Below are 12,906 nucleotides of genomic sequence, written 5' to 3' on the forward strand. Positions count from 1 at the left end.
GTTAGCGTCGGTACCAGCGCGGCAGGGCATGTCGGGTGGTGGCGACCGACTGGGGGGCGTCACCACCTCGCATGCCCGACGGCGCTCACGGACTTTCCAGACATCCGTCCCTATGATGAGTCGGTCACCGGGAGTGTGTTGTCGCGACGGTCGAGGTCGTGACATCCGAAACGCCCTCCACGCCGGCCCGTCGAGAGGACACCCGTGAGCGCACGTTCCGATGCGAAGGCGTCGCGTCGCCGTCGTCGTCCCGTCGCCCGGCACGGTCAGCTGCGCTCGCCGAACCCGCTGACGCAGATCCTCGCGGTGCTCGGCGTCATGGTGGCGGTCGTCGTCGTGAGCGGGCTCGCCGTCGGCGGCTTCTACGTGTGGGACGCCGCGCGCACCGTCTCGGACAACAGCATCGCGCTCGAGGGCGACGACGTCGCCCAGCTGCCGCCCACGATCGGCGAGATCGAGGGCGGCGTCAACATGCTGATCGCCGGCACCGACTCGTGCGAGGGCCAGGATCTCGCGCTCTTCCCCCGCTGCGGCATCGACGACGACGGCGGCGAGCGCAACGACGTCACGATGCTCGTCCACATCAGCGACGAGCCGCGACGCGTCACCGTCGTCTCGTTCCCGCGCGACATGGTCGTTCCGATCCCCTCCTGCCCCGACGGTCAGGGTGGGCGTCACCCCGAGATGAGCGCGCAGATGATCAATGCGTCGTTCGGGTACGGCGGCCTGCCGTGCACCGTGCTCACGGTCGAAGAGCTCACCGGTATCGACATCCAGTTCGCGGCATCCATCCGTTGGACCGGCGTCATCAACATGTCCGACGCGATCGGCGGCGTCGACGTCTGTCTCTCGCAGGACGTCAGCGACCGTCACACCGGTCTGGACCTCACAGCCGGAACCCACACCCTCGTGGGCGCCGAGGCGCTCCAGTTCCTGCGCATGCGTCACGGGATCGGCGACGGGTCCGATCTCGCGCGGATCTCCAACCAGCAGCAGTTCATGAGCTCGATGGTCCGCAAGCTCCAGTCCGACGCCGTGCTCGCCAACCCGCAGGCGCTGTTCAACATCGCCACGACGGCGCTGCAGCAGGTCAACAGCAAGCAGCTGCAGCTGAGCGAGACGCTCGCGAGCCCCACGCGCATGGTGCAGATCGCGATGGCTGTGAAGGACGTGCCGTTCTCGGACATCAACTTCCTGCAGTATCCGACGACCTACGCATCCGACGGCCTGCGCGTGCTTCCGAACACCACCTCGGCCGACATGCTCTTCCAGGCGCTCGCCGAGAACCGTCCGATCCAGCTCACCGGGGATGCGAGCCAGGGTTATGGCGTCGAGGTCGTCGGCGAGGCTCCGCAGCCCGGCGCGACACCCGATCCCGCCGCGACGCCGCCCGTCGAGGGGGAGGGCGCGGCGCCCGACCCGAACGCGTCGCAGCCGACCGAGACGCCGACCGAGTACGTCGAGCTGCCGAGCGACATCGCAGGATCGAGCGCAGCCCAGGTCACCTGCACCGTCGCGGAGCAGTAGGAGTCGCGGCTCTCGTTCCCGATTCGGCCCCAGGGTCGGAGCGGGCTATGATTGCCGGGTGCATCCGCGCCGTCTCGCGTCGGATGCCGTGGAGACGTCGCATAGTCAGGCCTAGTGCACCACCCTGCTAAGGTGGAGTCCCCGTAAGGGGACCGAGGGTTCAAATCCCTCCGTCTCCGCCACCGCAGAAGCCCCCGGAACCGCAGAAGGATGCGGCTCGCGGGGGCTTCGTCGTTCGCGTCGGACGTGCCGTTCGACGGCTTACGACATCCGACCGAAGGTCGCGTCGATGTCGGCCATCTCCATCGCGGCTGTCGCCGCGATGAGTTCGCGCAGGTCGGCGTCGGCGCCGGGGGAGAACTCCTCGAGCCGCTCCGGGGCGATCGTCATGGGTGCTCCCGCCGGGGCCTGCTCGCTCGCGTCCAGCAGCGTCCCGTCGTTCGACGGGGACGCGCCCTGGAAGATCTTGCCCGCTTCGGACTGGTTGCCCAGATCGAAGGAGTACTGCTTGCTCTGCAGACCGAGGTCGACCAGGCGCTTCACCTCGGGGAACTGCTCGGCGTTGGTCTTGGGGATCGGCAGCGAGGTGCGCCAGTTCACCCCCAGGGTCTCGAGCGCCTTCGCGTACGCGTTCTCGTGCGCCTGGTCGCGCACGATCAGGTACGAGATCGTGCTGCGAGCCATCTTGTTGTCCGTCATCTCGTACAGGCGGCACTTCTGCAGTCGCCCCGTGGACTCGAGCATGAGGTTGTACAGCAGGTCGAGAACGAGGTTGCCGGAGTTGTAGACGTAGCTTCCCGACCACGGGTTGCCGGCCGCGTCCACGGGCAGGGCGCCCTGAGCGCCGACGAGGTAGTGGTGGATGTTGCTGTGGTCCATCGCGATGCTCAGCGGCGTCGCGCCGCCGGCGCCGGGCTGGTCGACCGGGTCCTTCTCCTTGCCCCGATAGGCCGGGGAGCCGTCGAGCAGGCGGGAGATGGTCGTTCCGATGAGCTCGACGTGGCTGATCTCCTCCGTGCCGATGCCCTGGATGAGGTCCTTGTACGCCTTGGCCGAGGGGCCGCGGAAGTTGATGCTCTGGAAGAGGTACTGCATCATGGTGCGCATCTCGCCGAACTGTCCGCCGAGTCCCTCCTGCAGGGCGTTGGCTGCGGCCGGATCCGGCTCGTCCTGAGCGATCTCGTTGATGAATTCCTGGACGTGGAAGTACATGTTTCCTCCTCGGGGGTGTGGCCCCCACACTCCGAGCCGCGGCGCCGTTCACCTACCCCCTCGATCACAACGCGCTCACCCGGTACCCTTCACGTCCGCTCGTGCGTCCGGGTGGCTAGCGTGAGGGGCATGGAGACCCCCTACGTCCGGATCGACGTCGATGTGCTCGCCCGCAACATCGACCGGATGGCCGCCGCCGTCCGCGAGCGCGGCCTCGCCCTGCGTCCGCACGTCAAGACGCACAAGATCCCGAGCATCGCACGGATGCAGCTCGACGCCGGCGCCGTGGGGCTCACCGTCGCGACGATCGGCGAGGCCGAGGTCTTCGTCGCCGAGGGTGCGCCCGACGTGTTCATCGCGTATCCGCTGTGGCTGACGCCCGACCGGGCCGCGCGGCTCGAGCGGCTCGCGCGGTCGGCGCGCGTGTCGTTCGGGGTCGACTCCGTCGAGGGCGCCGCGCACGCCGCGCGGACGCTCGGTGCTGCGGCGTCCCTGCTCGAGGTGCTCGTCGAGGTCGACAGCGGGCATCATCGCAGCGGTGCGGACCCGGGCGACGCGGCATCCGTCGCCGCGGCGGCGCAAGCCGGTGGTCTGCGCGTGGCGGGCCTCTTCACCTTCCCGGGCCACAGCTACGCCCCGGGAGCCGCAGAGCAGGCGGCACTCGACGAACGCGAGGCGCTGCGTATTGCTGCGGCCGGGCTCGAGGCCGCCGGTTTCACGGTGGAGCGCCGCAGCGGAGGGTCGACGCCGAGTGCGCTGGCGACCGCCGACGGCGGCGCGACCGAGGTGCGGCCCGGCGTCTACGTCTTCGGTGACGCTCAGCAGCTCGCCCTGGGCCGCTGCGAGCCGGACGACATCGCCCTCACCGTCGTGGCCACCGTGGTCAGCCGGCATCCGGGGCCCGACGGCGGGATGCAGCTCGTCCTGGATGCGGGGAGCAAGGTGCTCGGCAGCGACCGGCCGGCCTGGGTCGAGGGGTTCGGACGCGTCGCGGGACAGCCGGGTGCGGTCATCGTCGCGCTGTCGGAGCATCACGCGACGGTGGCGTGGCCGTCCGATCAGCCGTCGCCGGCACTGGGGAGCGAGCTCGAGCTGATCCCCAACCACGTGTGCCTCGTCCTCAATCTCGTCGACGAGGTCGTCGCCGTCGCGGCATCGGGCACGGAGCGATGGAGGGTGGCCGCGAGGGGCAAGAACTCCTGACGCAGCACCCCGCCCAGTCAGCGGATGTGCGGGGCGGCAGTCGACGACCGCACGATCAGCTGCGAGTTAAGGGTCACGGTCTCGGGAGCGGTGCCGCTCGTGAGCGCCTGCAGCAGCAGGTCGACCGCGAGCGCGCCGCAGCGGTCGATGGGCATGCGAACCGTCGTCAGGCCCGGCGTGACCGCACCGGCGAGGTCGATGTCATCGATCCCGACGATGCTGACGTCGTCGGGGCAGACGATCCCGAGCTCGGACATGCCCGCCTCGATGCCGAGGGCGACGAGGTCGTTGTACGCCACGACGGCCGTCGCCCCGCTCGCCGACGCGGGCGCGGCCGCAGCCCGGCCGCCCTGGATCGAGGCGGCGTGGTGGCTCAGGCGGGTGAGGCGGATGCCGTGCCGCTCGCAGGCCCGCGCGATGGCGTCGGCGCGGCGCACGTCGGCCCACGATCCGCGCGGCCCCGACGCGTAGGCGATGTGCTCGTGGCCGAGAGCGGCGAGGTGCTCGACGGCCTGAGTCGGTCCGTGCTCGGTGTCCATGAGCACACTCGGCAGCGGCTCGATCAGCCGGTTCACGATGACGCAGGGAGTGCTACCGACCAGGTCGAGCACGTCGCGGTCGGGGAGGCGGGGTGAGCACAGCAGCATCCCGTCGAGCTCGCGGGCGCGTTCGATCTGCTCCCGCTCGCGGCGTGGATCCTCATCGGCGTCGAACACGACCGTGCGGTGCCGGCCGTGCCAGGCCTGACCCTGGATGGCCTTGAGCGTGGTCGCGTAGACGGGGTTCGCGACATCGGGGAAGACCACGCCGATCGTGCGCCGTGCCGTGCTCGCCTGCGGGTTGGCGTACCCGAGCTCGCCGGCCGCGACGAGCACGCGCTCGCGGGTGGCGGCGGCAAGGCGGTCGGGCTCGCCGAAGGCGCGCGACGCCGTCGCGACGGACACGCCGGCCCGTCGCGCCACGTCGGTCAAAGTCGCTGCCACGGTCACCCGTCCTCTCTCGCCCTCCCCATGATCCTGCATGTTGTCGATGTAAGAGGTTGACAATGTTGTACAAACACCGCACCATTGTTTGCATGACGATCAACGCCGATCTCCCGACGCGTCGCGCCGCCGCCCCCGAGGGCACCCGCGCATGACCGGCGGCACCGCCCGCCTGGGCCGCGCCGCCCGGATCGGCGTCGATGTCCGGCCCGCGCCCCACGCCGCCGGCATCCTGCACCTCGGACTCGGCAGCTTCCACCGGGCGCACCAGGCCGTCTACACCGCCGCCGCGATGGATGCGCACGGCGGGGACTGGGGCATCGTCGGGGTCGCCTCGCGCTCACACGGCATCGTCGACGCGATGCACGAGCAGGACATGCTCTACGCGGTCGCGACGATCTCGCCGGGCTCGACGGTGCTGGGCGTGCCCGGCGTCCACACCGACGCTTACGTCGCGGCCGACGACCCCGACCGCGTGGTGGCCGATCTGGCCGACCCGCGGATCCGGGTCGCCACGCTCACTGTCACCGAGAACGGCTACAGCTACTCCGCCGCCACGCAGCACCTCGACACCGACGACGCGGTCGTCCGCGCCGACCTCGACGGAGCGGCACCCCGCTCGACGGTGGGTCAGCTCGCCCGCGGGCTGCAGCGCCGCGCCGGCTCCGGCGGAGCGCCGATCGCCATCCTCAGCTGCGACAACCTCGCCTCGAACGGCACGCACACCGAGAAGCTCGTGCGCGAATTCCTCGCCACGCTGCCCGGATCCGAGGGCGCCGAGGCGCTGGCCTTCCTCGACGAGGCGGTGACGTTCCCCTCGAGCATGGTCGACCGGATCGTCCCGGCCACGACGCCGCGTCTGCGCGACGAGGTGAGCGCGCTGCTCGGCCTGTACGACGGCATCCCGGTGCCCGCCGAACCGTTCACCATGTGGGCCATCGAGGACCGTTTCGCCGGCGGCCGGCCGGCATGGGAGGCCGGCGGCGCCGTCTTCACCGACGAGGTGAGCCGTTACGAGCAGCTCAAGGTCCGACTGCTCAACGGCACCCATTCGCTCATCGCCTACCTCGGCGCGCTGTCGGGCGCGGCGACGATCCCCGAGGCGATCGGATCGGCCGGTATCGAGGCCGCGGCGCGCATCGTGCTGCGCGACGAGTACGAGCCGTCGGTCGATGTGCCGACGGCGGTCGACGTCCGCGAGTACGAGCGGCAGCTCTTCGATCGCTGGGGCAACAGCGCCCTGGGACACCGCACGACCCAGGTCGGCTCGGACGGTTCGGTCAAGCTCGGCCAGCGGATTCCGGAGCCGGCGCTGCAGGCGCTGGATGAGGGACGCATGCCGCATCTCATCGCCCTCACGGTCGCCGGCTACCTCTCCTGCGTCGCGCCGCTGACGGGAACCGATCCCGGCGAGCACGCACGCGCCATGACCGATCCCGCGCGCGAGGCACTCGCGGGGCTCGCCGCCTCCGCGCGCGACGGGCGCGAGCTCGCGCAGCGCGTCATCGGCGACCGCCGGCTGTTCGGCGAGCGCCTCGCGGCCCGGACGCCGTTCATCGACCGGGTAGGGGAGCTCGTCGACGCGATCGCACGCCACGGCGTCGCCGCCGCCATCGATGATTGCGTCGGCGCATCCGCTGCGCCCGACACCAACCCGAAGGAGCACCGAGCATGAAGGCTCTCGCGATCCACTCCCGTGAAGACCTCCGCTGGGAGGAGCGCCCCGTGCCCGAACCGGGCGCCGGCGAGGTACGACTGCGGGTCGGCTTCGTGGGCATCTGCGGCTCGGATCTGCACTACTACTTCCACGGCGCCAACGGCGAATACACCATCCGCGAACCCCTGACCCCCGGGCACGAGCTGTCGGGTGTCGTCGACCTCGACCCCTCGGGCCGGCTCGCTCCGGGAACACCCGTCACGGTGCACCCGGCTCGCTTCGGCCCGGAGACGCCGGGGCTCGAGGCGTACCCGCACCTGCGCGCCGGCGGCGACTACCTCGGCAGCGCCGCGGCCGATCCGCACCGTCAGGGCGGGGCTGCGGAGTACCTGATCGTCGAGGCGCAGATGGTGCGCGTGCTGCCCGAGGGCTTGCCGCTCGAGCGTGCGGCGCTCGCCGAGCCGCTCGCGGTCGCGCTGCATGCCGTCGGACTCGCGGGCGAGGTCGCGGGCAAGCGGGTGCTCGTCATCGGTGCGGGACCCATCGGGCTTCTCGTCGCGGCGGCCGCCCACCGCGCGGGCGCTGCTGTCGTGGGCGCGAGCGATGTGCGCCCCGAGCCGCTCGAGCGCGCCCGATCCCTCGGAGCGAGCGAGTTCTTCCTCGTCGGCGACGACACCATCGACGACGAGTCGTTCGACGTCGTCTTCGAGTGCTCCGGCGTCGCGCCGGCTCTCACCCAGGCGGTCCGCGCGGCCCGGCGAGCCGGCACCGTCGTGCAGGTCGGCATGCTCGCCAACGCCGAGATCGGGGTGAACCTCGCGCCGATGCTCGCCAAGGAGCTGACGCTGCGCGGCGCCTTCCGCTTCTCGACCGAGATAGACGACGCGATCGAGATGCTCGCGGCATCCGATGCCCTCGACTCGGTCATCACGCACGTGATCCCGGCATCCGACGCCGTGGACGCGCTCACGGTGGCCCGCGATTCCTCCGCTTCGGCGAAGGTGCTGCTCTCCCTCTAGCGATACCGCGGCATCGTCCGTCGGCATAGCGCCCGTCCGACCGCCGCATCCGATAACCCCTCCACAGGTCCGAAGGAGTACCTCACCATGTCAGACGCCACCACAACGGCCTCGGCCGCCGATCCCACAGCGAAGAGGTCGGTGCGCGACCTCGTCCGCGCCGCCATCTCGGGCTGGCTCGGCACCGCGCTCGAGTTCATGGACTACCAGCTGTACTCGCTGGCAGCCGCGCTCGTGTTCGCCGACCTGTTCTTCTCGTCCGAGAACCCCGCCGTGGCGGTCGTCGCCGCGATGGCGACGTACGGCGTGGGCTACGTGGCCCGCCCGGTCGGCGCGTTCTTCTTCGCCCGCCTCGGCGACAAGACCGGCCGCACAAAGGTGCTGTTCTACACGATCCTGCTCATGGGGCTTGCGACGACGCTCATCGGCTTCCTGCCGACGTACGACCAGGTCGGCATCCTCGCGCCGATCCTGCTGGTGCTGCTGCGCATCGCGCAGGGCTTCGGCGCAGGCGCCGAGATCTCGGGCGCCGGCGTCATGCTCGCGGAGTACGCCCCGGCCAAGCGCCGCGGCATCATCGCGTCGCTCGTCGCGCTCGGCACGAACTGCGGCACGCTGCTCGCCTCGGGCATCTGGGCGATCCTGCTCGTCACCTTCAGCGAGGACGAGGTCATCGACTGGGCCTGGCGCATCCCCTTCGTCGCCAGCGCGGTCATCATGCTCTTCGCGATCTGGGTGCGCTTCAACCTCAAGGAGACCCCGGTCTTCGAGGAGCGTGACGACGTCGTCGACGGCAAGGCCCTCTCGAAGGCCGAGGCCCTGCAGCTCGCCACCGAGACCGGCGACGTCCGCACGCTCGAGGCCATGCAGCGCAAGCCCTGGAAGGCCTTCTCGATCGCCCTGCTGCTGCGCTTCGGTCAGGCCGGCAACTCGGGCATGATCCAGACGTACCTCATCAGCTACATCACCGTCGTGCTGCTGCTCGACCGCTCCATCGGTGTCAATGCCGTGATCGTCTCGTCGCTCGTGGCCTTCGTCACCGTCCCGCTCTCGGGTTGGCTCGGCGACCGTTTCGGCCGCAAGCGCATGTACATGGTGTGGGCGATCATCGCACTCATCGTCATCGTCCCGACGATGCTCATGATCAGCAGCAAGGACACTGTGCAGGTGTTCGTCGGCTACGTCGTGCTGCACAACCTCGCGGTGATGAGCTTCGCCTCGCTCGAGAATCTCACGCTTCCCGAGATCTTCGGCGCCCGCAACCGGTACACCTACACCGCCATGGCACGCGAGATCGCGGCGATCGTGGCCACCGGCGCCGGCCCCGTCATCGCGGCGGCCTGGGTCTCGGCCGTCACCGGTTCGTTCATCCCGATCATCATCATGCTGATGTTCTTCACGCTCTGCGCGCTCGTGGCGTCGATCTGGATGCCCGAGGTCGCGGGGCGCGATCTGACCGACCCGCGCGACGCGATCTGACCGAACCGATCCCGCACCTCTCCAGGAGCTTCGCATGACCATCGAACTCGTCGACGTGAGCGTCACCAGCCCGGGACGCAACTTCGTCACCCTCAAGATCACCACGAGCGACGGCGTCGTGGGGTGGGGCGACGCGACCCTCAACGGTCGCGAGCTCTCCGTCGCGTCGTACCTGCGCGATCACGTCGCCTCGACCCTCATCGGCCGCGACGAGGATCGCATCGAAGACACCTGGCAGTACCTCTACCGCGCGCCGTACTGGCGACGGGGTCCTGTGACGATGGCCGCGATCGCGGCGGTCGACATGGCGCTGTGGGACATCAAGGCCAAGAAGGCCGGGATGCCGCTGTACCAGCTGCTCGGCGGGGCGAGCCGCGACGCCCTGCGGGTGTACGTCCACGCCTCGGGCGCGGACTACGCCTCGCTGCGCGACGCGGTCACCGCCTACGTCGAGAGCGGCGTGACAGCGGTGCGGGTGCAGACCGGCATCCCCGGGCTCGGCCAGATCTACGGCGTCGCGACCAACAAGCCCGGCGCGAAGTACGACTACGAGCCCGCCAAGCGGGCAGCGGACGGTTCGTCCGCCACCCGGCCGGCCGAGGAGAGCTGGGACACCCGCAAGTACCTCGCTCACATGCCGGGGGTCTTCGCCCGACTGCGGGAGGACTTCGGCACCGACCTGCGCATCCTGCACGACGGTCACCACCGGATGTCGCCCATCGAGGCCGCCCGGTTCGCGAAAGACGTCGAGCCGTACGACCTCTTCTGGCTCGAGGACTGCACGCCCGGAGAGGACCAGAGCGCCCTGCGGCTCGTGCGCCAGCACTCCACGACGCCGCTGGCCATCGGCGAGGTGTTCAACACGGTTCACGACTATCAGACCCTCATCACCGAGCGGCTGATCGACTACGTGCGCTCGGCGGTGACGCACACGGGCGGCATCACCTCGATGAAGAAGCTGCTCGATTTCGCCGCCCTCTACGGCATCAAGTCGGGCATCCACGGACCTACCGACATCTCTCCGGTCGGTATGGCCGCGGCCCTCCACCTCGGCCTGGCGATCCACAACTTCGGCATCCAGGAGTACATGCCCCACAACGACACGACGCTCGAGGTCTTCCGCACCTCGTACACCTACGACCGCGGGTTCCTCCACCCGGGGGATGCGCCCGGCCTCGGCGTCGAGCTCGACGAGGACGCCGCCGGTGCCTTCGAGTACACAAAGGCCTACCTGCCGGTGAACCGGCTGACCGATGGGACGATGCATGACTGGTGAGAATGCAGCGTCGCGGCCCTCGCTGCCGACGTTCACACGCGACGGGCGACTCGTCGTGGTGGCCCGGGCGCAGCAGGCGGCGGACTACGACCGGGTGATCGACGTGCTCGTGGATGCCGGTGTCCGCAGCGTCGAGGTGACGCTCACGACCCCCGGCACCTTCGACCGGCTGCCCGCCCTCATCGAGCGATACCGCGGCGCCGCCGACATCGGCGTGGGCACGGTGACCGCGCTCGACCAGCTGGAGCGCGTCATCGACGCCGGCGCGCCGTACGCGGTCACCCCGATCACCGCGCGGGCGCTGGTGGAGCGGGCCGTCGCGGCCGGGCTTCCGATCGTGCCCGGCGGCCTCACGCCGACCGAGCTGTTCGCCTCGTGGTCGCTCGGCGCGGCCGCCGTCAAGGTCTTCCCCGCGGGGCAGGTGACCCCCGGTTACGTGAAGGACCTGCGCGGGCCGTTCCCGGGCATCAGCGTGGTGCCTTCCGGCGGCGTCGACCTCGACGGCGCCCGGGCCTGGCTCGACGCCGGCGCTGTCGCCGTCAGCGTCGGCGGACCCCTGCTGGGTGACGCCTTCGCCGGGGGAGACCTCGCAGCGCTGCGTGAGCGCGCACGGCAGTTCGTCGCGGCTTGCGCCGACGGGGTGGGCGGATGAGCGCGGCGGAGCGGAGCGTCGTGACGCTCGGCGAGACCATGGCGCTCATGCGGGCATCGGAGATCGGATCGCTCCGCCACATCGCCACGCTCGCGATCGGGATCGGTGGCGCGGAGTCGAATGTCGCCATCGCCCTGCGTCGCCTGGGTGTACCCGTCACCTGGTGCGGTCGCGTCGGCGCCGACCCCCTCGGCGAGCGCGTCGTGCGCGAGCTTCGCGGCGAGGGCGTCGAGGTCGAGGCTCGGGTCGACACGGGCGCGCCGACGGGGCTGATGGTGAAGGAACGGCCGACGGCTGCGACGACGGCCGTGCACTACTACCGGGCCGGCTCCGCGGGCTCGCGGCTGGGACGTGACGATGTGCCTGCCGGGCGCATCGAGGAAGCGGCGCTGCTGCACGTGACCGGCATCACTCCGCTTCTTTCGGAGTCGGCTGCAGACGCGGTCCGTGACGCCGTGGCCCGGGCGCGGGGAGCGGGCGTCGCGGTCAGCTTCGACGTGAACTACCGCTCCGCCCTGGCACCGTCCGCCGTCGCGGCGCCGCTTCTCCGCGAGATCGCCGAGAGCGCCGACACCGTGTTCGGCGGCGTGGCGGAACTCGAACTCATCACGGGCGCGGATGTCGACGAGGCCGCGGCGCTCCTGCGCTCGGCCGGAGTCGCCGAGGTCGTCGTCAAGCGCGGGGCCGAGGGAGCCACAGTCCACGCCGGTGCCGACGTCGTCGACGCGCCGGGCTTCGCGATCGACCCCCTCGACACCGTCGGCGCCGGAGACGCGTTCGTCGCCGGTTACCTGAGCGTGCGGCTCGCGGGAGGCGGCGTCGCGGAGGCGCTGCGCCGCGGCAACACGTGCGGCGCGATCGCGTGCCTCGGCCCCGGCGACTGGGAGGCCGCGCCCACCCTCGCCGACCTTGAGCGTTTCCACGCCGTCGGCACCGACCCCGTTCGGCGCTGACCACCGCGCCGGCGGCGGCGGCGGACTCGGCCCACCCCGCTCCGGAGCTGGGAGGATGAGACCATGACTGCTCGACGGACGCTTCTGGTCGGATCAGGCAAGGTGGCCACGCGCCTGGGCGAGAGTCTGGTCGACGCGGGGCAGGAGGTCGTCGCGATCCGGCGGAGCGCCGGCGGCATCCGGCCCTCCTTCACCCCCATCGTGGCCGACCTCGCCGCGCCCCTCGACATGGCGCTGCCCGCCGTCGACGCCATGGTCGTGACGCTTCCGCCGGGCGATGACGCCGGCTTCTACCGGGCCGCGCTGGCACGGGTCGCCGAGGCGCTCCCGAAACTCCCCGAGCGCACCGTCTTCGTGTCATCCACCCGCGTCTTCGAGGGGTGGGACGTCGACCGCCCGCTCGACGAGGACGACGAACCGCGGCCCACGAGCCCTCGCGGCGAACAGCTCGTCGACGGCGAGCGGGCGGCGGCCGAGCTGTTCGGCGCGATCATCGTGCGCCCCGCCGGGATCTACGGGCCCGGGCGCGAGCGGCTGATCCGCCACGTGCTCGCCGGCGAGGCCGTCGACTACGACCGCCGCACCAACCGCATCCACGAGGCCGATCTCGTCCGCGCGATCGAGCGCCTGCTCGCCGCGGACGAGCCCCCCGCGCTGCTGCACGGCGTCGACCGCCGGCCGGCGTCGCTCGGCGAGGTGGTCGCGTTCATCGCCGACCGGCTGGGGGTCGACGCGCCGCCGCGGGCCGAGGCCGGGGCGGGAGCCGACCGCGGCAAGATCCTCGACGGCTCGCGTCTCGCGGCCCTGCTCGGCGACCTCGAGTTCCCGACCTTCGTCGAGGGCTACGCGCGCATCATCGCCGACCGCGGCTGATCCTCGGGTCCGGTCGAGGCTGATACGTTCGCCGGAACGGCGGTGCCGGTGTCGCCCGCAGCCGCAGCCGCG

General features: G+C 71.0%; 11 protein-coding genes and 1 tRNA gene. 10 read left to right on the forward strand and 2 right to left on the reverse strand.

The window, feature by feature from the left end; all coding sequences use genetic code 11:
• The first annotated feature begins 204 nt into the window (after positions 1-204).
• Together ACPYN5_RS11040 and ACPYN5_RS11045 are read left to right on the forward strand one after the other, a co-directional pair.
• Positions 205-1,527 carry an LCP family protein gene (locus tag ACPYN5_RS11040; RefSeq protein ID WP_424449037.1) on the forward strand — a complete coding sequence of 441 codons (1,323 nt, stop codon included), beginning with the start codon at positions 205-207 and terminating at the stop codon, positions 1,525-1,527.
• 90 nt (positions 1,528-1,617) lie between these two features.
• Positions 1,618-1,709: transfer RNA gene (locus ACPYN5_RS11045), tRNA-Ser, on the forward strand.
• Positions 1,710-1,788: 79 nt separating this feature from the next.
• Here the strand turns inward: ACPYN5_RS11045 and ACPYN5_RS11050 are convergent.
• Complete coding sequence (locus ACPYN5_RS11050; protein ID WP_424449038.1) at positions 1,789-2,739, reverse strand: manganese catalase family protein; 951 nt, start codon at positions 2,737-2,739, stop codon at positions 1,789-1,791.
• A gap of 129 nt (positions 2,740-2,868) precedes the next feature.
• Between ACPYN5_RS11050 and ACPYN5_RS11055 the strand changes: the two genes are divergently transcribed.
• Positions 2,869-3,942, forward strand: a complete 1,074-nt coding sequence (locus ACPYN5_RS11055) for an alanine racemase (RefSeq protein ID WP_424449039.1) — start codon at positions 2,869-2,871, stop codon at positions 3,940-3,942.
• 17 nt (positions 3,943-3,959) lie between these two features.
• On the opposite strand, the gene ACPYN5_RS11060 is transcribed toward ACPYN5_RS11055, so the two are convergent.
• A complete protein-coding gene (locus ACPYN5_RS11060; RefSeq protein ID WP_424449040.1) occupies positions 3,960-4,925 on the reverse strand; it encodes a LacI family DNA-binding transcriptional regulator in 966 nt (321 codons plus the stop codon).
• Positions 4,926-5,076: 151 nt separating this feature from the next.
• Here ACPYN5_RS11060 and ACPYN5_RS11065 point away from each other — a divergent pair, with 151 nt between their 5' ends.
• From ACPYN5_RS11065 to ACPYN5_RS11095, 7 genes are all read left to right on the forward strand, one after another.
• Complete coding sequence (locus ACPYN5_RS11065; RefSeq protein ID WP_424449041.1) at positions 5,077-6,600, forward strand: mannitol dehydrogenase family protein; 1,524 nt, start codon at positions 5,077-5,079, stop codon at positions 6,598-6,600.
• Positions 6,597-7,601, forward strand: coding sequence for an L-idonate 5-dehydrogenase (locus ACPYN5_RS11070; RefSeq protein ID WP_424449042.1), 1,005 nt, complete (start codon positions 6,597-6,599; stop codon positions 7,599-7,601). The genes ACPYN5_RS11065 and ACPYN5_RS11070 overlap by 4 nt, the downstream gene beginning before the upstream one ends.
• Before the next feature lie 87 nt (positions 7,602-7,688).
• On the forward strand, positions 7,689-9,080 hold the full coding sequence (locus tag ACPYN5_RS11075; RefSeq protein ID WP_424449043.1) for an MFS transporter: 1,392 nt from the start codon (positions 7,689-7,691) through the stop codon (positions 9,078-9,080).
• Between the two features lie 34 nt (positions 9,081-9,114).
• The gene (manD, locus tag ACPYN5_RS11080) at positions 9,115-10,356 is read left to right on the forward strand and encodes a D-mannonate dehydratase ManD (RefSeq protein WP_424449044.1); all 1,242 of its coding nucleotides are present in this window, start codon (positions 9,115-9,117) and stop codon (positions 10,354-10,356) included.
• Positions 10,346-11,008 carry a bifunctional 4-hydroxy-2-oxoglutarate aldolase/2-dehydro-3-deoxy-phosphogluconate aldolase gene (locus ACPYN5_RS11085; protein WP_424449045.1) on the forward strand — a complete coding sequence of 221 codons (663 nt, stop codon included), beginning with the start codon at positions 10,346-10,348 and terminating at the stop codon, positions 11,006-11,008. The genes manD and ACPYN5_RS11085 overlap by 11 nt, the downstream gene beginning before the upstream one ends.
• Positions 11,005-11,961 carry a sugar kinase gene (locus tag ACPYN5_RS11090; RefSeq protein ID WP_424449046.1) on the forward strand — a complete coding sequence of 319 codons (957 nt, stop codon included), beginning with the start codon at positions 11,005-11,007 and terminating at the stop codon, positions 11,959-11,961. The genes ACPYN5_RS11085 and ACPYN5_RS11090 overlap by 4 nt, the downstream gene beginning before the upstream one ends.
• Before the next feature lie 63 nt (positions 11,962-12,024).
• Positions 12,025-12,834, forward strand: a complete 810-nt coding sequence (locus ACPYN5_RS11095) for a sugar nucleotide-binding protein (protein WP_424449047.1) — start codon at positions 12,025-12,027, stop codon at positions 12,832-12,834.
• The last annotated feature ends 72 nt before the right edge of the window (positions 12,835-12,906 follow it).

Source organism: Microbacterium arborescens, assembly GCF_049707515.1.
Taxonomy (GTDB): domain Bacteria; phylum Actinomycetota; class Actinomycetes; order Actinomycetales; family Microbacteriaceae; genus Microbacterium; species Microbacterium arborescens_B.

Coding starts and splice junctions, on each gene's coding strand:
- ACPYN5_RS11050 (WP_424449038.1), bottom strand. CDS start 2,739: ATGTACTTCCACGTCCAGGAATTCATCAACGAGATCGCTCAGGACGAG.
- ACPYN5_RS11055 (WP_424449039.1), top strand. CDS start 2,869: ATGGAGACCCCCTACGTCCGGATCGACGTCGATGTGCTCGCCCGCAAC.
- ACPYN5_RS11065 (WP_424449041.1), top strand. CDS start 5,077: ATGACCGGCGGCACCGCCCGCCTGGGCCGCGCCGCCCGGATCGGCGTC.
- ACPYN5_RS11070 (WP_424449042.1), top strand. CDS start 6,597: ATGAAGGCTCTCGCGATCCACTCCCGTGAAGACCTCCGCTGGGAGGAG.
- ACPYN5_RS11075 (WP_424449043.1), top strand. CDS start 7,689: ATGTCAGACGCCACCACAACGGCCTCGGCCGCCGATCCCACAGCGAAG.
- manD (WP_424449044.1), top strand. CDS start 9,115: ATGACCATCGAACTCGTCGACGTGAGCGTCACCAGCCCGGGACGCAAC.
- ACPYN5_RS11085 (WP_424449045.1), top strand. CDS start 10,346: ATGACTGGTGAGAATGCAGCGTCGCGGCCCTCGCTGCCGACGTTCACA.
- ACPYN5_RS11090 (WP_424449046.1), top strand. CDS start 11,005: ATGAGCGCGGCGGAGCGGAGCGTCGTGACGCTCGGCGAGACCATGGCG.
- ACPYN5_RS11095 (WP_424449047.1), top strand. CDS start 12,025: ATGACTGCTCGACGGACGCTTCTGGTCGGATCAGGCAAGGTGGCCACG.